The 25,476-nt window shown below is 50.2% G+C and carries 28 protein-coding genes, 1 tRNA gene and 2 pseudogenes; 14 read left to right on the forward strand and 17 right to left on the reverse strand.

The window, feature by feature from the left end; genetic code table 11:
* Window positions 1–76: 76 nt before the first annotated feature.
* The 7 genes and pseudogenes from srlR to ACQE3Z_RS07070 all read right to left on the reverse strand — a co-directional run bounded on the left by srlR (window position 77) and on the right by ACQE3Z_RS07070 (window position 5,285).
* A complete protein-coding gene (gene srlR / locus ACQE3Z_RS07040) occupies window positions 77–844 on the reverse strand; it encodes a glucitol operon DNA-binding transcriptional repressor SrlR (RefSeq protein ID WP_250652458.1) in 768 nt (255 codons plus the stop codon).
* 87 nt (window positions 845–931) lie between these two features.
* Entirely contained in the window at window positions 932–1,297 is a 366-nt protein-coding gene (gene gutM, locus ACQE3Z_RS07045) for a transcriptional regulator GutM (RefSeq protein WP_426972923.1), read from the reverse strand.
* 44 nt (window positions 1,298–1,341) lie between these two features.
* Window positions 1,342–2,121, reverse strand: coding sequence for a sorbitol-6-phosphate dehydrogenase (gene srlD / locus ACQE3Z_RS07050; protein ID WP_250652456.1), 780 nt, complete (start codon window positions 2,119–2,121; stop codon window positions 1,342–1,344).
* A 13-nt stretch (window positions 2,122–2,134) separates the two neighbouring features.
* The gene (locus tag ACQE3Z_RS07055) at window positions 2,135–2,503 is read right to left on the reverse strand and encodes a PTS glucitol/sorbitol transporter subunit IIA (RefSeq protein WP_426972925.1); all 369 of its coding nucleotides are present in this window, start codon (window positions 2,501–2,503) and stop codon (window positions 2,135–2,137) included.
* A gap of 14 nt (window positions 2,504–2,517) precedes the next feature.
* Window positions 2,518–3,507 (reverse strand): PTS glucitol/sorbitol transporter subunit IIB, encoded by a 990-nt coding sequence (gene srlE, locus ACQE3Z_RS07060; RefSeq protein ID WP_250652454.1) that lies wholly within the window; start codon window positions 3,505–3,507, stop codon window positions 2,518–2,520.
* A 14-nt stretch (window positions 3,508–3,521) separates the two neighbouring features.
* A pseudogene (gene srlA, locus ACQE3Z_RS07065) lies at window positions 3,522–4,070 on the reverse strand (PTS glucitol/sorbitol transporter subunit IIC).
* A 342-nt stretch (window positions 4,071–4,412) separates the two neighbouring features.
* Window positions 4,413–5,285 (reverse strand): LysR family transcriptional regulator, encoded by an 873-nt coding sequence (locus ACQE3Z_RS07070; RefSeq protein ID WP_276575754.1) that lies wholly within the window; start codon window positions 5,283–5,285, stop codon window positions 4,413–4,415.
* A gap of 144 nt (window positions 5,286–5,429) precedes the next feature.
* Between ACQE3Z_RS07070 and ACQE3Z_RS07075 the strand changes: the two genes are divergently transcribed.
* Complete coding sequence (locus tag ACQE3Z_RS07075; protein WP_426973080.1) at window positions 5,430–6,305, forward strand: DMT family transporter; 876 nt, start codon at window positions 5,430–5,432, stop codon at window positions 6,303–6,305.
* Between the two features lie 16 nt (window positions 6,306–6,321).
* Here the strand turns inward: ACQE3Z_RS07075 and ACQE3Z_RS07080 are convergent, their stop codons facing one another.
* Complete coding sequence (locus tag ACQE3Z_RS07080) at window positions 6,322–7,254, reverse strand: AraC family transcriptional regulator (RefSeq protein WP_250652450.1); 933 nt, start codon at window positions 7,252–7,254, stop codon at window positions 6,322–6,324.
* Window positions 7,255–7,430: 176 nt separating this feature from the next.
* Here ACQE3Z_RS07080 and ACQE3Z_RS07085 point away from each other — a divergent pair, with 176 nt between their 5' ends.
* Window positions 7,431–8,174: an SDR family oxidoreductase gene (locus ACQE3Z_RS07085; RefSeq protein ID WP_426972927.1), complete on the forward strand. Its 744-nt coding sequence runs from the start codon at window positions 7,431–7,433 to the stop codon at window positions 8,172–8,174.
* A gap of 246 nt (window positions 8,175–8,420) precedes the next feature.
* A complete protein-coding gene (locus tag ACQE3Z_RS07090) occupies window positions 8,421–8,987 on the forward strand; it encodes a C40 family peptidase (protein WP_426972929.1) in 567 nt (188 codons plus the stop codon).
* Between the two features lie 224 nt (window positions 8,988–9,211).
* On the opposite strand, the pseudogene umuD reads toward ACQE3Z_RS07090, so the two are convergent.
* A pseudogene (gene umuD, locus ACQE3Z_RS07095) lies at window positions 9,212–9,630 on the reverse strand (translesion error-prone DNA polymerase V autoproteolytic subunit).
* A gap of 301 nt (window positions 9,631–9,931) precedes the next feature.
* Here umuD and ACQE3Z_RS07100 point away from each other — a divergent pair.
* Complete coding sequence (locus ACQE3Z_RS07100) at window positions 9,932–10,174, forward strand: helix-turn-helix domain-containing protein (RefSeq protein WP_085072009.1); 243 nt, start codon at window positions 9,932–9,934, stop codon at window positions 10,172–10,174.
* A 160-nt stretch (window positions 10,175–10,334) separates the two neighbouring features.
* Here the strand turns inward: ACQE3Z_RS07100 and ACQE3Z_RS07105 are convergent, their stop codons facing one another.
* From ACQE3Z_RS07105 to ACQE3Z_RS07115, 3 genes are all read right to left on the reverse strand, one after another.
* Window positions 10,335–10,601, reverse strand: coding sequence for a DksA/TraR family C4-type zinc finger protein (locus ACQE3Z_RS07105; protein WP_085072010.1), 267 nt, complete (start codon window positions 10,599–10,601; stop codon window positions 10,335–10,337).
* A 124-nt stretch (window positions 10,602–10,725) separates the two neighbouring features.
* Entirely contained in the window at window positions 10,726–10,878 is a 153-nt protein-coding gene (locus tag ACQE3Z_RS07110; protein ID WP_418304160.1) for a hypothetical protein, read from the reverse strand.
* A 1,240-nt stretch (window positions 10,879–12,118) separates the two neighbouring features.
* Complete coding sequence (locus ACQE3Z_RS07115; protein WP_426972931.1) at window positions 12,119–12,472, reverse strand: anti-adapter protein IraM; 354 nt, start codon at window positions 12,470–12,472, stop codon at window positions 12,119–12,121.
* A gap of 666 nt (window positions 12,473–13,138) precedes the next feature.
* Between ACQE3Z_RS07115 and ACQE3Z_RS07120 the strand changes: the two genes are divergently transcribed.
* Window positions 13,139–13,384 (forward strand): biofilm development regulator YmgB/AriR family protein, encoded by a 246-nt coding sequence (locus ACQE3Z_RS07120; protein ID WP_426972932.1) that lies wholly within the window; start codon window positions 13,139–13,141, stop codon window positions 13,382–13,384.
* A gap of 166 nt (window positions 13,385–13,550) precedes the next feature.
* Here ACQE3Z_RS07120 and ACQE3Z_RS07125 read toward each other — a convergent pair whose 3' ends face one another.
* On the reverse strand, window positions 13,551–13,781 hold the full coding sequence (locus ACQE3Z_RS07125; protein WP_250652444.1) for a DUF1272 domain-containing protein: 231 nt from the start codon (window positions 13,779–13,781) through the stop codon (window positions 13,551–13,553).
* Between ACQE3Z_RS07125 and ACQE3Z_RS07130 the strand changes: the two genes are divergently transcribed.
* The gene (locus tag ACQE3Z_RS07130) at window positions 13,672–13,911 is read left to right on the forward strand and encodes a hypothetical protein (RefSeq protein ID WP_426973094.1); all 240 of its coding nucleotides are present in this window, start codon (window positions 13,672–13,674) and stop codon (window positions 13,909–13,911) included. The genes ACQE3Z_RS07125 and ACQE3Z_RS07130 overlap by 110 nt on opposite strands.
* 22 nt (window positions 13,912–13,933) lie before the next feature.
* Here ACQE3Z_RS07130 and ACQE3Z_RS07135 read toward each other — a convergent pair whose 3' ends face one another.
* Window positions 13,934–14,791 (reverse strand): manganese catalase family protein, encoded by an 858-nt coding sequence (locus ACQE3Z_RS07135; protein WP_426972933.1) that lies wholly within the window; start codon window positions 14,789–14,791, stop codon window positions 13,934–13,936.
* A gap of 483 nt (window positions 14,792–15,274) precedes the next feature.
* Here ACQE3Z_RS07135 and ACQE3Z_RS07140 point away from each other — a divergent pair, with 483 nt between their 5' ends.
* The 4 genes from ACQE3Z_RS07140 (at window position 15,275) to ACQE3Z_RS07155 (ending at window position 18,122) form a co-directional block, all read left to right on the forward strand.
* Window positions 15,275–15,808, forward strand: coding sequence for a hypothetical protein (locus tag ACQE3Z_RS07140; RefSeq protein WP_426972934.1), 534 nt, complete (start codon window positions 15,275–15,277; stop codon window positions 15,806–15,808).
* A 171-nt stretch (window positions 15,809–15,979) separates the two neighbouring features.
* A complete protein-coding gene (locus ACQE3Z_RS07145; protein ID WP_250652441.1) occupies window positions 15,980–16,240 on the forward strand; it encodes a DUF2534 family protein in 261 nt (86 codons plus the stop codon).
* A 230-nt stretch (window positions 16,241–16,470) separates the two neighbouring features.
* The gene (locus ACQE3Z_RS07150; protein WP_426972936.1) at window positions 16,471–17,343 is read left to right on the forward strand and encodes a DUF4198 domain-containing protein; all 873 of its coding nucleotides are present in this window, start codon (window positions 16,471–16,473) and stop codon (window positions 17,341–17,343) included.
* Window positions 17,344–17,519: 176 nt separating this feature from the next.
* Window positions 17,520–18,122 (forward strand): glutathione S-transferase family protein, encoded by a 603-nt coding sequence (locus tag ACQE3Z_RS07155; RefSeq protein ID WP_426972938.1) that lies wholly within the window; start codon window positions 17,520–17,522, stop codon window positions 18,120–18,122.
* A gap of 44 nt (window positions 18,123–18,166) precedes the next feature.
* Here ACQE3Z_RS07155 and ACQE3Z_RS07160 read toward each other — a convergent pair whose 3' ends face one another.
* Window positions 18,167–18,415 carry a hypothetical protein gene (locus tag ACQE3Z_RS07160; protein WP_426972940.1) on the reverse strand — a complete coding sequence of 83 codons (249 nt, stop codon included), beginning with the start codon at window positions 18,413–18,415 and terminating at the stop codon, window positions 18,167–18,169.
* A gap of 661 nt (window positions 18,416–19,076) precedes the next feature.
* Here ACQE3Z_RS07160 and ACQE3Z_RS07165 point away from each other — a divergent pair.
* Window positions 19,077–20,636 carry a sensor domain-containing diguanylate cyclase gene (locus tag ACQE3Z_RS07165; protein WP_426972941.1) on the forward strand — a complete coding sequence of 520 codons (1,560 nt, stop codon included), beginning with the start codon at window positions 19,077–19,079 and terminating at the stop codon, window positions 20,634–20,636.
* 75 nt (window positions 20,637–20,711) lie between these two features.
* Here the strand turns inward: ACQE3Z_RS07165 and ACQE3Z_RS07170 are convergent, their stop codons facing one another.
* Window positions 20,712–21,941, reverse strand: coding sequence for an amino acid permease (locus tag ACQE3Z_RS07170; protein ID WP_426972943.1), 1,230 nt, complete (start codon window positions 21,939–21,941; stop codon window positions 20,712–20,714).
* A gap of 359 nt (window positions 21,942–22,300) precedes the next feature.
* A tRNA-Val gene (locus ACQE3Z_RS07175) sits at window positions 22,301–22,376 on the reverse strand.
* A 478-nt stretch (window positions 22,377–22,854) separates the two neighbouring features.
* Between ACQE3Z_RS07175 and ACQE3Z_RS07180 the strand changes: the two genes are divergently transcribed.
* The 3 genes from ACQE3Z_RS07180 (at window position 22,855) to arsC (ending at window position 25,004) form a co-directional block, all read left to right on the forward strand.
* Complete coding sequence (locus ACQE3Z_RS07180) at window positions 22,855–23,133, forward strand: hypothetical protein (protein WP_426972945.1); 279 nt, start codon at window positions 22,855–22,857, stop codon at window positions 23,131–23,133.
* Window positions 23,134–23,267: 134 nt separating this feature from the next.
* Window positions 23,268–24,551 carry an arsenic transporter gene (locus ACQE3Z_RS07185; RefSeq protein WP_426972946.1) on the forward strand — a complete coding sequence of 428 codons (1,284 nt, stop codon included), beginning with the start codon at window positions 23,268–23,270 and terminating at the stop codon, window positions 24,549–24,551.
* A gap of 30 nt (window positions 24,552–24,581) precedes the next feature.
* Entirely contained in the window at window positions 24,582–25,004 is a 423-nt protein-coding gene (gene arsC, locus ACQE3Z_RS07190) for an arsenate reductase (glutaredoxin) (protein ID WP_426972947.1), read from the forward strand.
* Window positions 25,005–25,476 lie beyond the last annotated feature (472 nt).

Genomic DNA, 25,476 nt, shown 5'->3' on the forward strand with positions numbered 1-25,476 from the left:
TTGCCTGCTCATCGGGGCGCAGGGTAATACCCTTCCTTGCCATTGGGCCGCGCCCCGGTAAAATCATACGAACAGCTTATTCGTCTGCGACGATAATCACCTCAATTCCCTTCGCTTCCAGCTGCGCCGAGATATCCGGGGAGATATCGCTGTCGGTGATCAACACATCGACAGCATCCAGGCTGCACACCACGTTCGGACTGCGGCGGCCAAATTTAGAGGCATCGACCAGCAGGACAATTTTCCTGGCGGCGTGACACATCGCCTGGCTGACGGCAAACACTTCATTGAATGTTGTGACCCCGGCGGTCATATCCACGCCATCGGCGCCAATAAACAGCGTATCGAAGCTGAATTTGGTGAAAGCGGATTCCGCGAGGCTGCCGTGGAAAGAGGCGGATGTGCTGCGATAGGTGCCGCCAGGCATAAGAATGACCTGATCGTTATCCAGCTCCACCAGCTCATTGACAATGCTCAGGCTGTTGGTCATCACGGTGATATTATTGAAACGCGCCAGATGCGGCACCATTTGCAGAACGGTACTGCCGGCATCAAAAATAAGCGAGTCGCCTTCGCTGATAAGTGAAGCGGCACGTGCGGCGATACGCTTTTTCTTTTCTGTATTGATAAGCGTTTTTCTGTCGATAGGCTGATCTCCTTCATCGCGGTTCAGCATCACGCCACCATAGGTTCGTATTACCGCCCCTTCCTGCTGGAGCCGCGTCAAGTCCTTGCGGATAGTGGTTCCAGTGGTATTAAAATGGGCAATCAACGCTTCTACGGTTGTTCGGCCGTGCTGCTGCAGATATTCAAGGATTTGCGCCTGACGCTGTATCGGTTTCATAAAGAGGTCCTTTTCAGTTTCTGAACTTCCTCATCATCCCGGACGTCTTGACTCGCGATGCAAAGGAATAATCTTTCAGAATGAAAGTTAACATCTTTTATTTGAAATAGCTAACGTCAGCGCCTCGCGCAGCGCCTTATTCGCAGGAAAGAGAGTTTCAGGATGCAGTTCGCTGAGCGTTTTGCCGGTCAGTGCGTTCTCGCTGTACGGACGTGCAAACACCGTCAATCCCTTCATCACGAAATTACCGGTGATTCTGCCCTCATCACCGATCGCCAGTGCCAGAATGACACGCGGCTTAAAACGCCCCGCCGAGCGACCAATGCATATCTGTCCGCTATTTGAAAGCGTCCCAATCGCCTGATTGAAACGGTTAATTTGCCGCCAGCCCAGCGCTATCTGACCAACCCAGGCAGCGACTGCCATGCAGATTAATGCATTTACAGGATCCATCTTTTTTCCTCTGTAACCGGCAGCCTGCGCTGCCGGTTCCCTTGTCAGAACATCACCTGTCCGCCGGTAATGTTAATAGACTGTCCGGTGCAGTAAGCTGCCTTATCACTTGCGTAGAACAGCAGAACGTTAAGCACATCCTCATAATCGCATCCACGCTTCAGTGGCACTTTATCGATATAGTGCTGCTCGACCTGATCGGGTCTGATACCCAACTTCTCCGCATATTGCGGCAGCAGAGACTGGAACATCGGCGACTTAAGCAGGTTGCCCAGCATCAGTGAGTGAACGGTGATGCCATATTCAGCCAGGTCAAGCGCCAGCGACTGTGTCAGCCCAACGCCGCCAAACTTAGCCGCGCTGTAGCCGGAATTATGTTTGCTGCCGACTTTGCCCGATTTGGAGTTAATCTGGATGATTCGTCCTTTAATGCCATCTCTGATCATCAGCTTTGAGAACTCGCGGGCGCAAAGAAAATAGCCCACCAGATTGACCTGCAGCGACAGGTCAAAATCATTAAGCCCGAATTCCGTAATCGGCGCGGCTTTGGCAATACCTGCGCTGTACAGCAGTAAATCCGTTCGGCCAAATCCTTCGTCAACCTGGCTCGCCAGCGTGATCACGCTCTGTTCACTGGTGGCATCGACCTGAAACCCCTGCGCCCGCCCAGCGCCATAGCGCTCGTTAATGGTTGCGGCGACCTTGCTGGCATTCTTTTGATTAAGGTCGGCAACCGCCACTTTATAACCGGCCTCCGCCAGCCCCTCGCACAGGTAAGCACCCAGCGTCTGACCACCACCGATGACTACAGCAACCTGATCCATTCTCTTCTCCCGATTATTCACTCAGCATACGAAACTTTTGGCCCGGCTCAATGGATGCCGGCGCGCTGCCGGCAACATGAACGGTGCCGGGAAACTCGGCCTGACGGGCACCGTCAAAACGCACGGTGATATGCCCAAGGTCGCGCAGGTTTTCCCGCGCTACATTGCCAACGGCCGTGACCGGATACTCTTTTTCTCCGATAGCCAGCACGGAACCGGCATCAAATGCGCCACCGTCGTTGAGGTCGGTACGGTGAATGAAGCAGTATTCCGCCACATCCTGCGGTGCGCCTTCACCGAAAGTGATAATGAAGTTGTCTTCCAGCGACTCATTCGCACAGGGGCCAACAGAGATAAACGTGGATTCATAAACGGTTTTCATAAGCTCTCCCGCTATTATTGATAGATAAACCCGGAGACGGCCCAGGCAAGAAGCACCGATGGCGCGCCGGTAAGGAAACGGCCAACCAGCACCGATGGCACGCCGACACGCACGGTCTCCTGACGCGCCTCGGCAATCGACAGGCCGACGGGAATGAAGTCGCAGGCCGCCTGTGAGTTAATGGCAAACAGCGCCGGTAGCGCGAGATGCGGCGGAATGGTTCCCTGACCGATCTGTACCCCGACCAGCACGCCGATAACCTGCGCAATGACGGCCCCGGGACCAAGAAACGGTGAAAGCAGAGGGAAAGAGCAGATCAACGCCAGCGTCACCAGACCAACCGGGCTGTTGGCCAGCGGCGTCAGACCGTGGGCGATGAAATCCCCCAGGCCGGAGGCCATGATGATGCCTATCAGCGCTGAGACAAACGCCATAAATGGCAGAATGGTTTTCAGCACTGTGTCGATGGTTTCACGACCGGCCTGGAAGAAAACAGCCACAACCGATCCCATCCCCATCCCGACTTTGGCCAGCAGGCCATCGCTCTGTTCGGTGATTTTTTTACTGGTGTCGTAGTCGCGTGCTTTGCCAGAAGGCGCTGCAGCAGGCTGTGATTCAGCGACTGGCAAAGGCGCGCCGCTGCCAGCCTGAATATCTTCCGGACGAACGCCTGACACGTAGATATCTTCCGTAATGTACTGCGCCAGCGGACCGGACTTACCGGTGGCATGAATGTTAATAGTGGGAATACGTCGCTTCGGATAGAGTCCGCAGCGTAAAGTGCCGCCGCAGTCGATAACCGCCACGCCGATCTCTTCAGCCGGAGGCTCGCCCTCTTTGAAGCCGTCAACGGCTTCCCAGCCGGTCACCTCTTTCAACCGATCGACAATCGCTGGTCGGGTGCCTGCCGTAACATAAACAATCTTTTTTCCCGGCGTGACGGTAAGGGTAAGCGGGCCGCCCCAGCCACTGGCGCCTTTCTTAATGGTAATGGTGTCACTCATCTTCTGCTCCGCGCTTATAAACGAACCTGACGGTCAAGTTGTACGCCCATTTTTCTCTCAAAAATGGTGGTGGTGAGATCGGTAATCCAGCCCCTGAAAAAGTTGGTCACCATGCCGACCAGCAGATAGCTTACGGCCAGCGGCCCCAGCGGCAGGCCAAGCGTCGTCAGTCCATTGGCAATCCCCAGGTAAACAAACAGCTCGCCGGGGTTGATGTGTGGGAACAGACCATTCATTGAGTGACAACTGTAGGAGGCGGCAGCGTAATAGCTCGGTTTGTATTTTTCCGGCATAAACTTGCCAAGGCTGTGCGTCATGGGATTACAGAAGACAAACGTGCCGATAACGGGCAGGAGCAGATAACGAGAAACCGGATTACCGGCTCAGCGCTGTGCAAGCGCTTCAATGCGACGCTGCCCAACAAAAACGATCAGCGCATTCATAACCACCAGCAGGCTGATCAGCAAAGGAAGAATATCGGTGACCATCCCGATGAAAACTTCGCCCCCTTTCTGAAAGAGCCCAATAAACCACTCGGCTCCATGTGTGATGCTTTCAATCATGTTGCAACCCCTTCACCTGGAAAACAGAAATAACTTCTTGTTCACTGCGATAACAAGGTAGATCGAAAATGAAACAATAAAAGATATAGAGATCACATAATGATTATAAAATCTTTCACAATAAAAGAAGTAATGAAAGATAAAACCTTTCATTTACAGGGGAGATGATGGATTATTGCGTCACTACCCCAGCCAGCGCTGTAGAAAATTTACGCCTGGCAACAGGTATGAATGATCAGGATTGAGCGATAAAGAGAGAAATTGGCGCAAAGAAACCTGCCCACAGCGGATAACCCTGCCTGTCAGAACGCAAGGCGGTTTTAACCAGATTGCTGTTAAAGCTTATGGCTTTCTGTAATCCAGGTACTCAATGAATTGTTTCACTGCACGCGAAGTGGTTTTTTTATTTCTGAAAGCGAGGCCAATATCACGACTGGGTGATATGTCGATTTTTCGGGTAACGACACGATGAGGAACATTCCTGAGAATAAGCGCCGGTAAGATGCTGATGCCCAGCTTTTTTTCTACCATAGCCATAACGGCGTAATCATCCCATAACGTAAACCTTACGCGCGGTACCAGACCAGATGCGCTGAATATCTCCGATATTTCAGTATTCTTTCCCTTCTCAAGCAGAATAAAAGGTTCCTGGCATAAAGAGGCAACCGGAACCGCATCATATGCTGAAAGCGCATGCCCCTCAGAGAGCACCACCAGATATTCATCTTTCTCAAGAAAAAGGGTTTCAAAGGCAGGTGAAGCCGGTAAACGTGTGAAACCGCAGTCCACCCGCCCTTCAGCGATCCAGCCCTCGATTTCCGTATAGTCCCCAAGCAACAGTTCAAAATCAATATTGGGATAATCTTCCTGAAACGCTTTCAGAATATCAGGTAACCAGTGGGTAGCGACGCTGGAAAAAGTGCCAATACGAATAATCCCCGACTGCAGTCCATTGAGCGCATCAACTTCTGCCTGAAGCTTCTGATACTCTTCACAGACATTTTTGGCAAAAGGCAAAAGCTTGATACCGTCGGAAGTTAGCCGCACGCCTGTCCGGCTGCGCTCAAACAAGGTGACGTTCCACTCCTTTTCCAGATCATTAATCATCCGGCTAATACCAGACTGAGAATAAAACAGTTTTTCCGCCGCTCTGGTAAAGCTTTCCAGCTCTACCACTTTCAGGAAAGCCTTATATTTTTGGATGTTTACGTCCATAAATGCGCCATTGCATCTGAATTTGTCATGCTTTGCATGCTAAACATTCGTTTTTGTAATTTCAATCGTGGTGATAAATTCCAGACAACAGCATGCCGGGATCGGTGTACGCCGATATAAAATAAGCAAGGAATACAGATGATTATACCGATAAATAGAACAACTATTGCTTCGCAGAGCGCAACGTCCGGCTTTGTACTGCTCTGGGGCTGCGCTGCTATTTTTACCCGGCTGGGTCTGGATAACGCATCGCCGTTAGCGCTACTGATTTTCCGTTTTGCTATTGCTCTTGCCACGCTGCTGCTTATCGGTTGCTTTCGCCGACGGTGGCTGCCGGAAAAAGGCACTCGCCGCCAGGCGGCACTAACCGGACTGATGCTTATCGGTGGCTATTCGATCTGTTATTTCCAGGCGATGGCCTATGGCGTTACGCCCGGCCTGATTGCCACCATTATGGGGATTCAGCCTATTCTCACGCTGTGCATTGTAGAGCGCAGGGTGCAGGGGCTGCGGTTTTTGGGCCTGTGCGTAGCGCTTTCCGGCCTGGTGCTGCTGGTCTGGCGCAGCCTGTCCGTCTCTCATCTGCCCGCCTCCGGCATTCTTTTTGCTCTGGCTGCCCTGCTGTTTATGACATTCGGCGCCATTATGCAAAAGAAAACGCGCCAGGCACCCGCTGACGTGCTTCCCCTGCAGTATGGGATCGGGCTGTTGCTGTGCCTCTTTCTGCTGCCGCTGGGGACATTCCAGGTAAACTTTAACCGGGAGTTCTTTATCTCTGTATTGTTTCTGGGCGTGCTGATTTCGGTGGTGGCACAGTTGCTGCTGTACCGCCTGCTTAACGCCGGCAGTATTGTTAACGTGACGAGCCTGTTTTATCTGGTGCCGGTGATCACCGCCGTGCTGGATTATTTCCTGTTGGGCAATGCGCTGCCCTGGTCAAGCATGGCTGGCATGGTTGCCATCCTGCTGGGGATTATGATGGTATTCCGGGCTCCACGCGTGCAAGAGGCTAAAGCGTAGCCTTGATGCCCGCTTATCAATGGGAAATCGCCTGCCTTTCCAGCTCGGCAGGCGGTAGTAAAGCAAGGGCCTGTTTCATCCGACGAGTCTCGTCGCCTGGGCTACGGCCAAAGAAACGACGAAATTCACGGTTAAACTGCGATGCGCTTTCATAGCCTACCTGCAGCGCAGTTTTTGCAGCGGGGAGATTGCTGCGTATCATCATCAGCCGGGCCTGATGTAGCCTGACAGATTTAATGTACTGTATCGGCGATGTGTGGGTAATAGCCTTGAAATGAATATGAAAACGCGGCACGCTCATTCCTGCTTTTTCCGCCAGCATGGGCACATTTAACGGGCTTTGCCACTGCTGATGTATATGATTTAGCGCACGCGCAATGCGGCCAAAGTGCCCCTGACAGGCTAGCGCAGCGCGGATAGCGCCACCCTGCTCGCTCATCAGAACACGAAAATAGAGTTCGCGTAGCAACGATGCGCCCAGCGCCCTGGTCTCCAGCGGAGATTGCAGCGCCTTCAGCAGCCGATGCAACACATCCAGCAAAGGCGCATCAAGCGGCGTTGAAACCATCCCTTCCGGTGCAGAAGCAAGCTGCTTTCCCGACTCCCCAACCAGCATAAGAAGCTCCGTCGCCAGCGCCAGGTTAAGCTTTACCGCCACGGCCAGCATCGGCTCTTCCGGCGTGGCTTCTGTTTCTGAAGAAAAAGGTAAAGGCACCGAGAGCACCAGAAACTGCTGCGCATCATAGTGCCAGATGCGATCGGCGAGATAGCCTCGCTTACGCCCCTGGCAAACAATAATAATGCTGGGTTCATAGAGCACTGGTGTACGTTCGATGGGCTGGTCCGCACGCATAAAACGCACCTCCTCCAGCAGCGAAGCGGTATAGCCTTCCTGCGGTGCCAGCACCTGAAGAGACTGGCAAATTTGCTGCTGTATAGCTGACATCATTCCGTTATCGTCCCGACGATAAGAGGTCAGGCAATATTAGCCTCTTTCTATTTGCCAGCAATAGCGGTCGCAGTGATAACGAGATAATCAGGCAATACTTAGTGAGGAATAGCGCTATCCGGGATGGTGGGATGTTTTTAAGCTGAAGGCTCAACGATTTTATGGAGCGTAAAACCATGAGCCAGACAATTTGTGGAAACAACAAAGTCATCATTCTGACCGGCGCCAGCAGCGGTATCGGTGAAGCAACTGCCCGCCTGCTGGCGGCTGAAGGCCATATGCTGATTGTAGGCGCACGCCGTCTCGATCGTCTTGAAACGCTGTGCGCCGAACTGCGCGCCGAAGGGGCAAGCATTGATGCGTTACAGTGTGATGTGCTGGAGCGTAGCGCGCTGCAGCGGTTAGCCGGTCTGGCCATGGAAAAATATGGCCGCATCGATGTGCTGATTAATAACGCGGGGGTGATGCCGCTGTCGCCGCTGTCAGCGCTGAAGGTAGAGGAATGGGAGTTGACGCTGGATGTTAACGTGCGCGGAGTGCTGTATGGCATTGCAGCGGTGCTTCCGGCTATGCAGGCGCAGGCGTACGGCCATATTATCAATGTTGCCTCCATTGGCGCTCACAGCGTCTCGCCCACCGCTGCCGTTTATTGCGCCAGCAAATATGCCGTTCGCGCCATCTCTGACGGGCTGCGGCAGGAAACCAATAAAATTCGGGTAACAGTGATCTCGCCGGGCGTGGTTGAGTCGGAGCTGGCCGATATTATCAGCGATGACACAGCGCGCCAGGCGATGCAGACCTTCCGGCAGGTAGCACTGCAACCAGAGAGCATTGCCCGCGCAATGTCATATGCCATCGCTCAGCCTGATGAAGTGGACGTCAGTGAAATCATTGTGCGCCCTACCGCCAGCCCTTACTAACCTCACGCACCGTTGCCAAACGCAGGCGTAATGTCCGGTAGCGAGCAGTTTGTTTGTGCTTAATGTGTAACATAATTTTAGCAACACAAAGCGCTAATCCAGCAGAAAAGCTGTAGAACCGGCGCTTTCCGGCCGGTTTCTGGTAAATCAACGTAAAAGAAAAAGTTAAGTTTCTGGGTAGCGCTTTTTTCAGTTATAAAACAGAATATTCAGAACTTTTCCCCTTAATCTAGCGTGCTAATAAAAATGAATCGCAAACTGGCTCAAACGTTATTGCTTGTCTCTTTTATTGCTCTTGCCGGTTGTTCTTCATCTCCGGGTAAAAACTCAGCAACAGCGCAGGATTCAGCCGATGCCAGCGCGCAAGGCGATCAGGCTGATTTGATTCCAGTGATTGCGGCTCTGCACGATCAAATGCATACCTGGCACGGCACGCCTTATGAATGGGGCGGCACGAAATTATCAGGCGTGGATTGCTCTGGCTTTGTCTGGAGAACGTTAAAAGACCGCTTTAATTTACCGGTTGAACGGCTCACTACGCGCGAGCTTATTCATATGGGCACGCATGTTAAGCCAACGCAATTGCGCCCCGGTGATTTAGTTTTCTTCCGCATCAATGGCGGAATGCATGTCGGCTTTTACGATACCGACCGGCATTTCCTGCATGCTTCCACCAGCAAAGGCGTGATTCGCTCCTCGCTGGACAATCCTTACTGGCAGTCCGTTTTTTATCAGGCGCGTCGGTTGAATAAAGAATATGATGCCGGCATCAGCTTAAATAATGACGGCATGAGCTTAAGTAAAAGAAACTAACCTGTTTTTCTTCGGCGCGGCGGCGTAAGCATAACGCTGTTTCCGCGCCGCTGATTTTCTGCGCCTGGTTTTACGCTTACTTTACATCACACTCACACAGCGCATCAGGGAGGTCACCATCCCGGCGCTGGTAAGCGGGAACCCGATACGCTCGTGATATTAGTGTCTGAGCAAAACTGACGCAAAGGGATTGCGTGGCTGGCAAGGCGTGGTTTGCTCTGGGTCTATTTCACCACTTTGATGGTAAAGATCACCACGCCAAAAATTTGCAGCCCCTTTTCGCTATTCAAAACAATAGGCCGATAAGCCGGATTCATCGGCACCAGTTGCACATTCGGCCGTAGCTGGAGCTTTTTGCTGTAAACTCCCCTACTACCGCCGCTATCACAATATCTTCATGCTCTGAGGTTAGCGAACAACCCACCACCAGCATATCACCATCACTGATGCCGCCCTGGATCATTGAATCGCCGCTTATCCTGACAAAACAGGTGGCGCTGGGTCGCTGCACTAACAGATCGTTGAGATCAAGACGCTGTTCAATATGATCCTGCGCCGGAGAGGGAAAACCACATGCTACCCGCCCGATAAACAGCGGCAAATGCAAAATAGCACGCAGTTCAGCAGATCTGATGAAATCCATAACAAATAACCCTGATAAAAACTGTATACAATCACAGTAAACGTTACAGGTGGTTTTGATCAAACGCAGCGCGTAAAGGCGAAAATCGCCTTTCACAGGCGATAGATCATTTTACCGCTTCGCTAAATCTCTGCTTTTTCAGTATTAACTGAAATTTAAAATTTGATAATGTCTAAAAATAAGCCAACAACTGTAATATCAATTAATTATAAAACTACAACAATTTAGCTTGCCTTGACACCGGAAGCGTCCGTGTTAATGCTTAGGAAAAAACTTATTATAAATTGTTGTGGAGAATGCGATGCCTCTGAAAGTACTGTCCATGATCCCTGCGACCGGTGCCACCATTAAAACCACGCGTCAGGCAGCTGGCCTGACGCAGGCGGAAGCGGCAGAACGCTTTGATTACAGTTTGCGTGTATGGCAAAAGAAAGAGTCGGAAGCGGAAGCCAGCAAGAACGGAGGACTAAGTCAGGGTGAATATGAACTGCTGCTTTTGCTGGCGGGGAAGCATCCCGATTATCTGCTGACGCCAAGAAAATAAGAGGTGTTAAAAAATAAGATGTATAGCCGGTAAAGGGCGTCTGACAAGGGTTCGGGCGTTACGAGGGGAAAAAGAGACAAAGGGTTGTTGTTTACCCTGTAAAGGCAAAGCAATAACCGCAAGGATTATTTATCGGTGGCTTATTTTGCCTTCCATACGATTAGCGTAGCTGGCTGTCTTTACTGCCGCGCCGATTATAAAGGCTGAGGTTTTGTTGTTTCTTATCCATCTCACTTTGGCAAGCAAGACAAAAGCGTACGCCTTTAAGCGCCTTTCGTCTTGCTTCAGAGATTTCCTCGCCACACTCCTGACAGTAACGTTCACTTTCGCCCTGTCCAAGAGCCTGACGGACCCGCTCTACGCCATCATTGATGGTGCTATCAATCTGTTCATTTACGGCTTCGTCAGAAGCCCAACCGCTGGCCATGATTTCCTCCTGATCTGATGATTAAGATTAAATATGGTTGCAGGTGTCCCACACTTCAAGTCGCCGGGCATCAGCAAAACGCAGAGAACCCGCTTTTCAGGGAAAGGACAACAAAAGAAACGATTCAGGCAGCCTGGGACGTCAGGTAACTTACAAGCATGGGGGATTTACAAAAGATGCAGATGGCGCCATGGGGGTTACGCATTGAGACGTCGAACAACGAGATACGACATTGATGACCCTGACAACGAGAGCATCGGTATTTAATAGTTAAAATAAGAAAGCCTTAATATTTATTGAGTGATTCACCAGCTTAGCACCCTTCCTTGATGCTGTCTTGTGCTTGGTAATTTTTATTTTTATCGCCCAGTCCGCCGGTAACGTCAGATCGGGCGAGCACGGCGAAACGGAAAAGGAGCGGCCACGCAGTTCAACACTCTGGGACGGAGTATGAAATTAAAAAGGCCACCCAAAGGCGGCCTTAATATCTATTAATTTTTATAGTTTTTTCCAGAAAAGCGTAGTGCTGTTTCCAGAAAGGTTTCCCTGGTGCGGCAGCCGTATGGCTTTTTGCGCCGAACAGCAAAATGATGCTGTAACGGCTTTACTGTTGCCGGGCGGCCTGAACGGCTTTAGGCTGCCCGCAATCAACGAGGTCTATATTCCTTTAAAATAACTTATGTATCAACTCTCTTAAAGTACAGGTATGAGAGCTTTCCAAAAAATTTCCGCCTGGCGTTTTGTCCTGTATCTCACTCTTCCTTCTGCATCACTTTTACACAATAACCACTTATTTCATTTCGCAAAATAATCAATAAGTTAAATCCTGGCTGCTTAAAAGTTGCAATAAATTAACTGATTTTCAAGAAGAACAGTAAATTCTGACTATAATCTCTTGAGTAGAGTCGAGACTCTCACACTCAAAAAGCAGGATTTTTTTGTTGTCGTTTAATGGAGCAGTTATGGTTTGGTATGTACTTGACTCTATTGTCAGCCCCGATTCAGATACCGTTTTTTCGCTTGTCAGTTCGCCCTATAATCTGAAGTTTGTTTTATGGTACGGTTCAGAGTCTTACCTCTTCCCCGGCGACAGGCTGGAAACAACTGAGAATGGTTTGATCGTTAATGGGTATATTCAGCCTTTTACTATGCTTGACGTTTCTATATTTCGGGCAGTGTATTGGCAAAATCTCTATGACTACAATAAAAACTGCCCTGGTAATAGCCAGCAATCACACATCACCTGTGCTTATAAGCATAAGTGCCGAATAACAAAATGCCCTTTCGTTTCACACTGATCGCGCTTTAACATCTGGCACAAAGAGAAAGTCGCGTACCTTGCCTCTGCGTTAAAAGGTTTATGATCCGCTACGGAGAGATCTATATCAGGTGAGTCAGAGTAGCCAAATTGCTAAAAATTGAGGCCAAAATTAACTTTAGGAACAACAGCATCTTCCATAATATATGCCATTAAAAATTAAAAGAACGAGGAAGATTGCCGTTGCCCTGATATTATTTCATTCCTCCACTGCGGCCAACTTTTCTAATCCATATGGACAAGATGCAAAACGACATGTTCCGGGACGATGACAGGCTGAAGGTGGCCGCGTTCCATTTGCCGGACATCCAGTGCGGCTGGACAGTAATGCCCAGTTTGCGCGATTAAAAGGAAATACGGTAATAATCTTTACATTGCTGGCTATACCATTGACCAGTAATTCTTTTCCAGTCGAGGATAGTACATCTCCAGCCTGAACGATTGTCTCTCCCTGATACCAGATAATTAACTTCAGGTTTTTCCTGGTTATAACGCCGCTAAAAACCGTTCCTGTTAAAGGACACATCAGAGAATCCATGACGTTATAATGCATGCCGCCCTCTCTCACTCGTAAAAATCCATTAAATATCGCTAACTTAGCAATTCCATGTAACTATACAGTTATGTTTAACTGTGGGTGAAATACTATTTCACTTCGCTAATGTTTGAAAGGAAAATTCTTACTATTTAAATAAAATTAAACAGAGATCAATAAAACCAGGGTTTATCTAATTAACTTTCTTTAGTAGATAAACAATGACGTTTAAGGACACTACTTGACATTAACTAAGCAACATATTCTGCATAATTTATTTTCATAAAATTCACGTTATTAAAAAGAAATAGCCTTTAAAAGATCTTAACCCCACTTAATCATGGTTTAAAGCCTTTCTGAATTAACAATAAACAACCTAAATGAAATCAATAAATTTGCGGCAACTAATCCTAAGCTAACAAATAGATTAGAAAGAAATTATTAGCAGGCTATACTAGTTACCTGCATCAGAAATCAGGAAGAAAATTACTTAATAAAAAATGGATAAATATTGATTTTGCGATATAACTTCAGCACCGGACGATAAAATATCATGTCATAACCTTATAATAGACATGGGTATATTGTCGCGATTTTCATGAGGTTACTTTCAGATAACAAACGCATGTGAAACGTTACCTTTTTTTAACTTTATAACGATATATTATTCACCGGAGATGCACTGTGAATCAGGAACAAGGAATTGAAAGTCAGATCGTCAACTACTTTAAACAGTCAGCGACAAAAGAAAGCCCTAATGAAGAGATATTGCGTACGCTGCTGGAAAAGATGGCCACCAAAAAACATGGACGTAGTGAAAAAAACATCATTGCCAGCCTGTTAGAAAAGATTGAAACAGAAAATGATCGCGACAGGCTTCAATTCTATCGTCAGGCGCTGGAACTATTATTACGTGGTGGCAGAAATTAATACTGCGCTGCGCCACAGACAGGTCGCATCATGTTAAAGGAGGTAAAATTACGGCGTTAGCCGTTATTGCTAACCACCCGACTGGGTAACGGGCAAATAACGGCATGGCCTGCAGACCACGGCTACACGCTTATTTATGTGAGATTAACGCAGCCAGAACACGGCTTTAACAGGGCGAAACCACCCTTTTCGTAGCGGCAGGATGAGCGAGTAGTTTATTACGCGGCCTGACAGGTCGACGTACCAGCTCACCTCCGCAGTTAGGGCATCGCTCCTGAAGCCGGGTTGTGGCGCAGCTGCGACAGAAAGTACATTCAAAAGAGCAGATCATTGCCAGCGGTGATTCCGGTGGGAGATCGCAATCACAGCACTCGCAATTCGGTCTTAATTCCAGCATGGCCGCCTCCACAGCGATGATTTCAACCCGTAACAATATTGGCACAGAAGCCAGAAAAAAGAAGCATGCTCTTTTTTTACAGCAAAAAATAAGGCCACCGCAGGGTGGCCTTGTGCAGCTTGCAAAATGAACAGCGCTAATCAGCGTTCAGCTTATTTAACCGTGCCCGCTGGCGGTACCGTACCGGAAATCTGCTCACTCTGCGCGCCAGATCCCGGACGGGCTGGCCCCAGTAATGGCTCATCACCAAGGATTTCAGGTTTTTCTTTAGCGGTAAACTGCCCTTTGCCATCATAAGAAGGGCCTTCGCTCCAGCGACCTTTCGGCAACGGTTTATCCAGAGACGTGTTCAGACAATAATAAGAATGCTCTGTTGCCTCATTTTCCTGTGGGAAGCTGTTAGGAATAGGCAGAGAGGCGTTCAGACCACCCATATCTTCAATCACCGCCAGCCATTGCTGCTGGTGCATGGTATCGCGGGCGATCAGGAAGGACAGGAAATCTTTCATGCCTTTATCTTCAGTCATGTTATACAGGCGGGTAGCCAGCACACGCCCTGTCGCCTCGGCCGTGACGTTTGCCAGCATATCTGCCGCAACGTTACCTGAAGCATAGATATGGCTCATATCAAAAGGCATGCCGTTAGCATTCACCGGCATGGCCGCCAGACCTGAAGAAAGAATATGACGTGGATTCATGCCGCCAAGAATGGCATTCACCACTGGATCTTTGGCTGAGGCTTCCTGATAAGAAAGCGGCGCACCTTCAAGATTCAGCGCGACGGCATAGGCCAGCATTTCGATATGACCCAGCTCCTCCGTGGCGGTAGACATCAGCAGATCCCTGATACGTGCATCGCCGCGCGCGCCCATTGCCTGGAAGAAATACTGCATTGCTACGCGAATTTCGCCTTCTACCCCGCCGATAGCCTGTTGCAGCAGCATCGCGAATTCTGGATCGGGTTTTTCTACTCGTACCGGAAACTGCATTTTTGATGAGTGGTGAAACATACAATCCTCCTCTCTTGCCTGGTAGGTTGAAACGTCTAAAGCCTAAACAAGCCTGGAAGGTGTTTATGCATAAATCAAATATCAATAATAAAGATTCTCATTTGAGACATGCTATACAGCATCATTCTGTCTGGCTTCGTCTGGCCTGCAGCCCGATTATCTTGATGAAAGTTACCGTCATATTTGCGCATTATCATGCATTTTAACCGCCAGATGTTTCTTTAAACGGCAACAGGCAATGCCCGGACCTTATGATTATATTTAAGGCGTTTCCTATCAAATCGAAAGGTCTAATCACCGGAAATCTTCTCTCACCGGTTATTGCCCCATGCATCTGCCTGCACCCGGCCCGTATCAAAAAAACTAACCTGTCGGCCGGGGCGGAGCTGGTACTCCCCACGGTTCGTTCTATGCTGATAGAAGCACTTTCAGCGCTATAAATTGTCAGCGGCAAAATAATTAAAGCAATTCAGGAGAGTAAAAATGAATATTGCATGTCTGGGTTGGGGCTCGCTGCTGTGGAAGCCTGATCCGCTACCAGTCAGCGGCGAGTGGCACGCTGATGGTCCCTGGCTTCCGATTGAATTCTCCCGCATTGGCGATAATGGTGAACTGGCAACCGCAGTTTGTCTTAATGCTCCTGCTGTGCAGGTTTTCTGGGCGCTGTTGGCTGTTGATACACTGGAACAGGCTTGCAAAGCGTTGCGCCAGCGCGAACAGATCCCGCAAGACAGAAATGATGGCGTCGGCGTGCTGATTGCTCAGGGTTCGCCTGTTGGTCCGCTGGCAGAGTGGGCGCAGCAGCGTCAAATTGATGCGGTAATCTGGACAGCGCTACCGCCACGCAGCGCGAACAACGAAGGATTAGTTCCCACGATTGACGATGCCATCGCCTATCTTCGTAGCCTGGAGGGCGAGAAGCGTGAGCATGCACGTAACTACCTTGCTCAGGTGCCGCAACAGTTAGATACACCCTATCGTCGTGCCATTAGCCAACAACTGGGCTGGAGTGGTTAACGCAGGCCCGGGCTATTTGTACTGGACGGCCTTTCCTGCCCTCTCTTACAGGCAGGGCGCAGCGTCCAGAGCCCGGTTATCGGTTCAAGGGGCGAGATAGTCAGCAGCTAAAACGGTATACTTGCTTAGCGGTTAGCACGATCGCTGTTATTAACGCAAAAGAGGCGTTGTATGTTGCTTGAAAAATTAAAAAAACCTGAAGGCAAAAAGTTTCTGCTTTCGGTGCTGGTAATTTTTATCATTGCGCTGTCAATTCTTATTCGCGCTACCATTGGCGGCGTGATTGAAGAATACAACCTGCCGCTCTCAGCCTGGTCAATGCAAATGTATATCCTGCAGGGCGCGATGGTGCTGGTTTACACCACGGTAATTACACTTATCTTTTCTTTGCCGCTGGCATTCTATTTTTTGGGCGAAAAAGAGACACATTAACCAGCTTCATTAACTTTCTGCTCTCTCCCGACTACCGCCAGCCCTGCGCTACGGTAGTTGAGGCTTTCTGTTTAGCAACGGCCACCTGCTTTATCTGCAGCAATCCCCATCACAATGCTACCCAGTGAGAATTTGTTATGATATAACATTTCGCGCCCGTGGCGACTGTAGCGTTCGACGCTGTTAAGCGCCCGGTCAACTGGAACCTTTGGGAATGTTCAGGAGATAAAATGAAAAATATGCTGTTGAGCGCCACGCTTTCCATCACGGCGCTAACCTCTACCGGCCTGCAGGCGCATGAGCTATGGTTAAACGTACCGCCGGTCACGGCAGGCAATCCGCTACAAATTGAGATGGGATATGGGGAAAATTTCCCGCATGGCGAGCCGATCCCAGCCGCGCGCCAGGCGCTGTTTGCTCCGCTCAGGGTCACAGGCAGCGATGGCAAAGTCACTGAGTTCCCGATTAACAGCGAACAGTACAAATTCAGTCAGAACAACGCCGCCAGCGGATCCGTACTGGTGACGGCCACCTATAAGCCCGCTTTCTGGTCTCTGAAGCCTGACGGTGAGAAATATCAGTGGCGTCAGAGCAATAAATCTCAGTGGGCCGGCAGCTATTGCATGGAAAGCACCATGAGCGCTAAAACAGTCAGTTATGTCGGCGCGCCGGGAACTAACAGCGCTCTGACCCAGCCAACCGGCGTCCGACTGGAATTTGTGCCTGAGGTCGATCCCGCTACGCTCAAAACCGGCGATACGCTCACCCTTACGCTGTTAGCTAACGGAAAACCGCTGGCTAATCATGAAGTGGGTATTGCCATGGTGGATTTATCAGCTCCGCGTGATGCCGCTAAACCGCATGCCCACCATCATCATCACAGCGTGGATGCCAACCTGAGCCACCCGGCCCTGGCGCATACCTATGCTTATGAAAATGCAGCCATGAAAGATCGTACTGACAGCAGCGGCAAATTAAGCCTGCCCATTCTGAAAGCCGGGCAATGGCTGCTGATGACGGCTAACGATACGCCTTATGAAGATAAAGCGGTTTGCGATATTCACCTCGATCAAACCACTTTTGGCTTTTCAGTAGCTAAATAGTTTCTGATAACCTGGAGCGCGGCTCCAGGCTTTCATTTTAGTGCATCCTCATCCGCAACGCTCTGTGCAAATCATTAAGCAGTGTGAGCGGTTTCCTCTTCTGCTACGCTAAGCTGCTAACAATGTTTTGCCGCGTCAGACTGCGCTGACGCAACGGGAAACTAAATAAGAGGAGAATGACGCTGAAAATCTACACCTATCCTAAAAGCCGCTCGCTGCGTGTGTTATGGACGCTGGAAGAAATGGAGCTCCCTTATCAGCCCGTCCGGGTCGCCCTGAAGCCGGGAGAGCCAGGAATAAGATCGCCTCATCCTCAGCGTAAAGTTCCGGTGCTGGAAGATGGCTCATTTTTTCTGGCTGAAACGCAGGCTATCTGTAAATTTATCTGCACGAAATATGCCGGACGCGTGCTCTATCCGGTGCAGCCGGAGGAGCAGGCGATCATCGATCAATGGTTAAGCTTTGCAATAACCGAGCTGGAAGCGCCCGTGTGGTTAACATTAAAGCACAAGCTGCTGTTGCCTGAATCAGCGCGGGTGAAAGCCGTTGCCGAAAGCGCTGCGGCTGATGCTCAAACAGCGCTGCGCCTGCTGTCGCAGGCCCGTTTGGATCGCTGGATCGCCGGTGAAAACTTTACCCTAGCCGATATTTTCCTGGCGCATAATCTTGCCTGGTCGCAGGCGGCTGGCCTGACGCTTAGCGAACCGTTAGCAGATTATGTAAAGCGCTGTTTTTCCCGTCCCGCCAGCCTTCGGGCAGTAGAAATGAATAATCGTTAAGATCCACAGGAAGGCGTGAACGCCTTCCCTTCCCTCAACACGTCTCAGACATTTTTCACTTCAACCAGTACCAGCGGATTTCTTTTTACTTTGCAGGCCTGGGTCCACGCAAGCTGGCAGACAGAACAGTAGTCATGCACCTCCGACTGATATTCATATTCAATATAACAACGAAACTTCTCACCATATGAACTAAGCCGGCAGAAGCGACGCGGTTCCAGCAGCTCGTCCAGCTGCAAAAAAGTCAAGGCGGAAGGATTATGGAATCCAACGCGAATACGATAAGTAGTCATGCGTCGATTATTTCCATAAAGCTCAGCCCAGGCCAGCTGATCGTACTTCTTCCTGAGATAGGCAAAAGCTTAAAAATCGTATTATGTCTGTTGAAACCATTAACATTCTGTACAAAAAATTCCCTTGTCTGTAGGATATTTTGCGTGTTTCAACCGGAGCCTTCAACGCGCCACGATAGCCGGAAATTAATAGATAAATAACGCTATGGAGAAAGTCATGACGCTGAAAAAATTGATGTGGCTACTGGCAATAGCCGCAGGCTTTACTGCGGCGATTCACGTATCCGATAGTCTGATTAACCAACAGATCGCCCAAATGGCAGAACAGGAAGAGTGACGTTTTTATCCGTGCGCTAAAGTTCCACCGCCGCGCGCCGATAGTCATCAAACCTGACGAGATAGCGCTGTGCCTGTGGGTTCGCCCTGCTCGTAAGGTGACTAATCACTGACGTAATCTTGTAAGCTGCTTGCCGGTATCGCTATCGGCCCTTCGGAAATGTCCAGCCCGCTTCGTGCGGGCTTTTTTATGGCGTTAACTCAGCGTCTTTTTGCTGCTGCCGACTGACCATTACAGCGCTACGACTTAAGGCTGATCCGTTGATGCCGTAAAAGCATAAGCTGTGCTTTACTTAAAAGTCCTTCCCCGGCGGCGAAAAGATCCATGAAAATCAGCAAAAAACTTTCCGGCACGTTTGTTCTGCACTCTTCGCTTGGCAGGACAATGATGATATTTATGCTGCTGCTGCTGACTGCAGTGTTGGTGGTTAGCGCATGGACGCTTGACCGCTCCTGGTCGCGTAAGCTGCAGGATACCGAGAGCAGCGCGGTCAACCTTTCTGTATCGCAGGCGCGCCAGGCAGAAGATACCTTTTTACAAACAGAAATCACGCTGCGTGCTATCCAGCGTGAGATTCCGGCTAGCGGTCCAACCCATGCGGATAAAGCAGCGCTAAACGCCGCACTGGCAGAGATGAAAAGCGGACTGCCGCAGTTGAATGGCCTGTTTGTCTATGATGCCCAGGGAAACTGGATCGCCACTGCCGCCGGCCAAACGCCAACCGGCATGAATAATGCCGATCGGGAATATTTTACTTACCATCGTAACAATCGTCATGGTGGTATCCATATCGGTCAGGTGATCCGCAGCCGTTCGACCGGCGAACTGGTGATCCCGGTTTCGATACGCCTGAATGATGCGGGCAACGGCTTCGTCGGCGTGGCGCTGGCAACGGTGCGGATTGAATCTTTTAAGCGTTTTTACAGCTATTTTGAGCTGGGCGAAGGTGACCTGCTGGCGCTGCTGCTGGATGACGGAACCGCTCTCTATGTCCGCCCTTTCCCGGATACTTTTATCAATCAAAGCCTCTCAGCCAGCCCGTTGTTTACCACTCAGCTGGTTCGTGCGGATCGGGGAAAAGGCACCTGGAACTCTGCGCTGGATGATAAAGTGCGTATTTTTGGCTATGCGCGCTCCGGTCAGTATCCATTGATTGTGGCGGCCGGATTCGATAAATCTGCGCTCTGGTCACGGTGGTTGCATGACAGCATGCCGGATTTGGTGCTAAACGGTACGCTGCTGCTGATCATCGTTTTGATCGGCACGCTGGTTCTGCGTCAGGTACGCACCAATGTAGAAAACCAGGTCGAGCTCACCACGCTGCGCGATGAGCTGACCACCATCAATCAAAGCCTGCAGGCGCTGGCGCTGCTGGATGGCCTGACAGGCCTGGCGAACCGTCGCCAGTTTGATCTTTTTCTGGGTCAAAGCCTGAAACGTTCAGGGCTCAGCGGCAAAGGGGTGGGATTAATCATGATGGATATCGATTTTTTCAAACTTTACAACGATACCTATGGTCACGTTGCTGGCGACAACTGCCTGCGGCGCGTAGGAGAGGCGTTGAAAAATCTCCCCCTGCGGCAAACAGATTTAATAGCACGCTACGGCGGTGAAGAGTTTGCGATTGTGCTGCCGGATACCTCGCCTGACGCGACCTTGCATATTGCACAAAACGCCGTTGACGCGGTACGCGAAGCGGCCATCCCGCATGAAAGCACCACATTAGAAGCGGGCGTGGTGACACTCAGCGCTGGCTGTATTGTTCTGGTGGGCAGTGATGACGCACAGGATGCGCAGCGCATTAAGGAAGGCGCTGACCATGCGCTCTATCAGGCCAAGCATAATGGCCGCAACCGGGCATTGATAAGCGAGGCGAGTGAATAATCTGCATGCTGCCGCCTGTTGCTGGCAACGCTTCTGTCTGAGCGGGAAAGGGCCCTCCCTCTCCCGCTACGCCGGTTACATCATTGAATAGAGCAGCGCCGAAAGTGTGGCGATACCGCCCGCTAAAATCACCAACGCTTTGCCGCCGCGCAGAAAAGCGAGGCCGGGCTTGTTATAAATCAGCCAGGCGGGGATTAAAAACAAAATAATGGCGATCAGCGGGCCGCAGAATGCTTCGATCAACGTAATGACGTTTGGGTTTTCGTAAACAATCAACGAGGTGACGCCATACATCGCCAGCATGGCCGCCGCCTGACTGATTTTTCGGCCTTTATCGCTACGGCAGTTAAACAGCCTGACGGTAAAGTCGCTAAAGGTTTCCGCTACCGATAGCGAGACGCCAAGGAAGGATTTTGTCATGCCGATAATGGCGATCAGGGGCGCGATATAAAACAGCACGCCAGCGCTGCCCGGTGATGAAATAACCGACAGCACGTTCAGATTTTTCTCTTTTGCCTCGACAAATGTTGCGTGCGGAATGCTCAATACACAGCTGAAAACAAAAAAGATAATACTGAGGAATATCGCCAGATAGGCAACTTTTATTACCCGATATACCCGCAGCTTATCTTGCGATTGCTGATAGTGCGCCACCAAAGGCGAGATAATCGGCGCACAGCAAAAAGAGAAAGTGATTAGCGGCAACGTCAGCCAGATATTTTTAAAGGTGGTTTCAGCAGAGGCATCGGGCAGCGCATTCAGGGCATCGGTCACGTTACTCCAGCGCCATGCTGGGATCTGTACGGCGGCAATCGCAATAATGGCCACGGCAAAAGGCAACGCCAGAGTGCCTAACGTGCTGACGACTTTACTGCGGCCTTTGCTCAGAATACCAAACAGCACAACCATACATAACAGAGTCAGTAATCCTTTGTTGATGCGGGCGAAGTGGAGATGATCTACCAGGAAGTTATCCAGCGCATTAACCAGCGAAATGCCATACACCAGCATTACCGGGTAAAACGCGACGCAGTAGAGCAGCGTCATCAGCCAGTCGCCACGCGGCCCAAACCAGGTGCTCAGGGCTGGCAGACGCTGAGGCGTGGCTTCACTCATATAGACGCGCGCCAGCACCAGATGCGGCAGCAATGAGAGCGGTAACCCCAGCAGCAGCATAATAATAAAAATAAGCGGCCCACGCGTACCAATCTCAATCGGCAAAAAAAGCGTGCCTGCGCCCACCGTGGTGCCATACAAACCTAACGTCCAGATCGTATCCTGGAGTTTCCAACCCTGCTGTTTCATAAAAACCTACAAATAAACCATCAAGAATCAAATAAAATGTACAGACTCTGTGTCTCTGGGTAAGGGAACCAGTCAGGATAGAGAAACGTCTGCAGAGGCGCATTCTATCAGAAAAAAGATGACAGGGCGGCGTGTCAGTAAATTGTATAATTATGAGACAAAATATCAGATTCTATTAAAGCGGGGAAAGTCATTTTAAATATGGCTATTTATTCTATTAATCTTTGCTCTTATTATTTTATAAAGGGGAAATTATTAGCCAACAGCAAATAATTAACAGAATATTTATCTTTATGAAATAAATCAGGCCGTGAGCGTAAAGGCATTACAGATAAACTGTTTGCCAGGGCAGCCAGGGTTGGAACGGGCAGCAGGACTCGAACCCGCATCCTCAGCCGGTACGGCTGGTGTAATCACCGCTTATACCACGCCCGTATTGCAAAAGTGTGAAAGGAAGATAGCAGCCTAAAGGCTTTTAGCCCACCGGGGATGTTCAGCCGGGCTGGTCACACAGGAAGCCATAGTAAGAGGACGCTGGCAGCAGGCGCAGCTCGCTCCGTGCCGGGTTTTTTTAGTGCTGGACTGGCAGGTAAAAATGAATTTATTGCTACCGCAGATGGGACAACAGAACTTTAATGAATGCATAATCACCTCATGTAAATAACATCTCGTACATTTCTGACGAGCCTTAAGACTACGCTTAACCTTCGCTTTAACAAGTCTCCGTATTGATTAAAATTGCATATATTTATCTATATTTGTCAGTCAGGGTTACACGAACAGGCTTAGCGTTGTGCCGCCGCTGCGATCGTTTAGGATAAATCTTAATCATCGCCCTTTCATCTTTGCTAAATGGCAAACTGGATATCTGCGTTTAGGCTGATAATTCAGACCACGGTAATCAGGAGGTGTTATGCCCTCTGTTCAACTGCACATCAAAGACCATCCGGAATATGCATTCACCGGTAACTATTTTACGGAGCAGCCTGAAGGAGAAAATGCATCCCCACGCAGCCATTTTGAAATTTTAAAGGCGACGCAACCTGCCGAAGCTTTTGAGGAGCTGAATCAGGGCGATACCGTGACCTTTGTTTCCGCCAGCGGCCAGGTGGAAGAGATGTTGCTGAGTAACGAAACGCCTTCACATATTATTTTTGTCTCTCGCGACTCGCTTTCAGGCGACATAGCCTGATATCTGGCCTGTGTATCAGCCCCGTTTCTGTACGCGTCTCATGCTGCTGAGGTGCGTTTTACAGGATCGGGGCTGTTTTTTTGTCTTTAGCTGCTGTATTTGTTATTACCATTTTTTTTCACAGCGGAGTTGCCATGTTGTTGGCTGGTGCGATTTTTATTTTTACCCTTGTTTTGGTTATCTGGCAGCCGCGCGGCCTGCAGATTGGCTGGAGCGCTTCTATCGGCGCTGCGCTGGCTCTGCTTAGCGGCGCGGTCAGCATCAGCGATATCAGCATTGTCTGGCAAATCGTCTGGAACGCCACGGCCACCTTTATTGCCATTATTATTATTAGTCTGTTGTTGGATGAGAGCGGCTTTTTTGAATGGGCAGCGCTGCATGTGGCGCGTGGCGGGCATGGTCGTGGAAAACGGCTGTTTACCCTGATTATTCTACTGGGTGCCTGCGTGGCGGCGCTGTTTGCCAATGACGGCGCCGCGCTTATTCTCACCCCCATCGTGATTGCTATGCTGCTGGCGCTGGGCTTTAGTCGTGCCTCAACGCTCGCCTTCGTGATGGCCGCCGGGTTTATTGCCGATACCTCCAGCCTGCCGCTGGTGGTTTCCAACCTGGTCAACATCGTAACGGCGGACTACTTCCATCTGGGCTTTAGTGATTACGCGCGGGTTATGGTGCCGGTGGATCTTGCTGCCATTGCCGCCAGTCTGGCAATGCTGCACCTTTTCTTCCGTCGGGATATTCCTGTGGTCTATGATACCGCACGGCTTAAAGCGCCCGAGGAGGCCATTCGCGATCGACGCACCTTCAGGGCGGGCTGGATTGTACTGGCTATCCTGCTGATCGGCTTTTTTGTGCTGGAGCCGCTTGGCGTGCCGGTAAGCCTGGTGGCTGCAGTGGCCGCGCTGATCCTCTGGCTGATTGCCCGTCAGGGGAAAGTTATTGATACCGGCAAAGTATTACGCGGCGCGCCGTGGCAAATTGTGATTTTTTCCCTCGGCATGTATCTGGTGGTTTACGGACTGCGTAACGCGGGCCTGACCAGCTTTCTCTCTGCCCTTCTCAATCAGCTGGCGCAACAGGGTATCTGGGTCGCTACGCTTGGCACAGGCTTGCTTACCGCTGCGCTTTCTTCGGTAATGAATAATATGCCGACGGTATTAATCGGCGCACTCTCTATTAACGCCAGTGATGCGCAGGGCGTGATAAAAGAGGCAATGATTTACGCTAATATCATCGGCTGCGATCTTGGTCCTAAAATTACCCCGATCGGTAGCCTGGCAACGCTGTTGTGGCTGCATGTGCTGGCGCAAAAGGATATTCGTATCAGCTGGGGCTACTACTTCCGTGTGGGTTTGGTTATGACGCTGCCGGTTTTAATGGTAACGCTTATCGCACTGGCGCTGTGGCTGTCAGTATAATCTGTCCGTGGCTATTTTTGAGAGGCTTTAATGAGCATTACTATCTATCACAACCCGAACTGCGGAACCTCGCGCAATACGCTGGCGCTGATTCGCAACAGCGGCGATGAACCACACATTATCTATTATCTGGAAACGCCGCCGTCGCAGGCAGAGCTGAAAGCGCTGCTTGAAAAGATGGGCATTGGCGTACGCGATGTATTACGAAAAAACGTTGAGCCTTATGCCACGCTGGGACTGGAAGAAGATCGTTTTAGCGATGAGCAGCTTATCGATTTTATGGTGCAGTATCCGTTACTGATTAACCGCCCGATTGTAGTGACGCCGTTGGGTACCCGGCTCTGCCGCCCGGCAGAAAAAGTTCTGGATATTCTGCCTAATCCGCAGCAGGGAATGTTTGTTAAAGAAGATGGCGAAATCATCATTGATGAGACCGGGAAACGCCTGAAATAATGGCAATGTAGCTCACCGCCATCGTACAGAACGATGGCGGTGAGTCGCCTGGACCTGCTAGCGACACTGCCCTGTTATACCATCCCGCCCGTTTGGACAAACATCCGAGGCAGGGATCAGTGACGCCATACCCCATGAACAACCGGTAAGATATAAACAGACCACCAGCATTAATACCTTTTTCATAGCTCCCCTTCTGATGCGCCTGGGTATCTTGTTACCTGCGCACCTATTATAGGCGCTGTTTTCACCTTAGCAGCCCACACATGACGTTTTTGCGCGGCAGGTTGGCTTAGCGCGCTTTTTTAGCTTATCTGAAGCAATTCGCAGAATGCTGAATGCTTTCGTTATCGGCGCCTGCGCGGATGCTCAGAGGTGGTCCGGTACAAGAGCAGCGACCTTTCCTTCATGAACCATGCCCATGCCCTAACAGGCCGGGCAGGCAGGAACGGGATCCCAACAGGGCGTTATC

It is taken from the genome of Pantoea sp. FN0307 (assembly GCF_050113815.1).
In the GTDB taxonomy this organism is placed as follows: domain Bacteria; phylum Pseudomonadota; class Gammaproteobacteria; order Enterobacterales; family Enterobacteriaceae; genus Mixta; species Mixta alhagi.

What these genes read in the sequence shown, in the direction of transcription:
- srlR (WP_250652458.1), bottom strand. Translation starts at nt 844, where the DNA reads ATGAAACCGATACAGCGTCAGGCGCAAATCCTTGAATATCTGCAGCAG.
- gutM (WP_426972923.1), bottom strand. Translation starts at nt 1,297, where the DNA reads ATGGATCCTGTAAATGCATTAATCTGCATGGCAGTCGCTGCCTGGGTT.
- srlD (WP_250652456.1), bottom strand. Translation starts at nt 2,121, where the DNA reads ATGGATCAGGTTGCTGTAGTCATCGGTGGTGGTCAGACGCTGGGTGCT.
- ACQE3Z_RS07055 (WP_426972925.1), bottom strand. Translation starts at nt 2,503, where the DNA reads ATGAAAACCGTTTATGAATCCACGTTTATCTCTGTTGGCCCCTGTGCG.
- srlE (WP_250652454.1), bottom strand. Translation starts at nt 3,507, where the DNA reads ATGAGTGACACCATTACCATTAAGAAAGGCGCCAGTGGCTGGGGCGGC.
- ACQE3Z_RS07070 (WP_276575754.1), bottom strand. Translation starts at nt 5,285, where the DNA reads ATGGACGTAAACATCCAAAAATATAAGGCTTTCCTGAAAGTGGTAGAG.
- ACQE3Z_RS07080 (WP_250652450.1), bottom strand. Translation starts at nt 7,254, where the DNA reads ATGATGTCAGCTATACAGCAGCAAATTTGCCAGTCTCTTCAGGTGCTG.
- ACQE3Z_RS07085 (WP_426972927.1), top strand. Translation starts at nt 7,431, where the DNA reads ATGAGCCAGACAATTTGTGGAAACAACAAAGTCATCATTCTGACCGGC.
- ACQE3Z_RS07090 (WP_426972929.1), top strand. Translation starts at nt 8,421, where the DNA reads ATGAATCGCAAACTGGCTCAAACGTTATTGCTTGTCTCTTTTATTGCT.
- ACQE3Z_RS07100 (WP_085072009.1), top strand. Translation starts at nt 9,932, where the DNA reads ATGCCTCTGAAAGTACTGTCCATGATCCCTGCGACCGGTGCCACCATT.
- ACQE3Z_RS07105 (WP_085072010.1), bottom strand. Translation starts at nt 10,601, where the DNA reads ATGGCCAGCGGTTGGGCTTCTGACGAAGCCGTAAATGAACAGATTGAT.
- ACQE3Z_RS07115 (WP_426972931.1), bottom strand. Translation starts at nt 12,472, where the DNA reads ATGCATTATAACGTCATGGATTCTCTGATGTGTCCTTTAACAGGAACG.
- ACQE3Z_RS07125 (WP_250652444.1), bottom strand. Translation starts at nt 13,781, where the DNA reads ATGCTGGAATTAAGACCGAATTGCGAGTGCTGTGATTGCGATCTCCCA.
- ACQE3Z_RS07135 (WP_426972933.1), bottom strand. Translation starts at nt 14,791, where the DNA reads ATGTTTCACCACTCATCAAAAATGCAGTTTCCGGTACGAGTAGAAAAA.
- ACQE3Z_RS07140 (WP_426972934.1), top strand. Translation starts at nt 15,275, where the DNA reads ATGAATATTGCATGTCTGGGTTGGGGCTCGCTGCTGTGGAAGCCTGAT.
- ACQE3Z_RS07145 (WP_250652441.1), top strand. Translation starts at nt 15,980, where the DNA reads ATGTTGCTTGAAAAATTAAAAAAACCTGAAGGCAAAAAGTTTCTGCTT.
- ACQE3Z_RS07150 (WP_426972936.1), top strand. Translation starts at nt 16,471, where the DNA reads ATGAAAAATATGCTGTTGAGCGCCACGCTTTCCATCACGGCGCTAACC.
- ACQE3Z_RS07155 (WP_426972938.1), top strand. Translation starts at nt 17,520, where the DNA reads ATGACGCTGAAAATCTACACCTATCCTAAAAGCCGCTCGCTGCGTGTG.
- ACQE3Z_RS07160 (WP_426972940.1), bottom strand. Translation starts at nt 18,415, where the DNA reads ATGACTACTTATCGTATTCGCGTTGGATTCCATAATCCTTCCGCCTTG.
- ACQE3Z_RS07165 (WP_426972941.1), top strand. Translation starts at nt 19,077, where the DNA reads ATGAAAATCAGCAAAAAACTTTCCGGCACGTTTGTTCTGCACTCTTCG.
- ACQE3Z_RS07170 (WP_426972943.1), bottom strand. Translation starts at nt 21,941, where the DNA reads ATGAAACAGCAGGGTTGGAAACTCCAGGATACGATCTGGACGTTAGGT.
- ACQE3Z_RS07180 (WP_426972945.1), top strand. Translation starts at nt 22,855, where the DNA reads ATGCCCTCTGTTCAACTGCACATCAAAGACCATCCGGAATATGCATTC.
- ACQE3Z_RS07185 (WP_426972946.1), top strand. Translation starts at nt 23,268, where the DNA reads ATGTTGTTGGCTGGTGCGATTTTTATTTTTACCCTTGTTTTGGTTATC.
- arsC (WP_426972947.1), top strand. Translation starts at nt 24,582, where the DNA reads ATGAGCATTACTATCTATCACAACCCGAACTGCGGAACCTCGCGCAAT.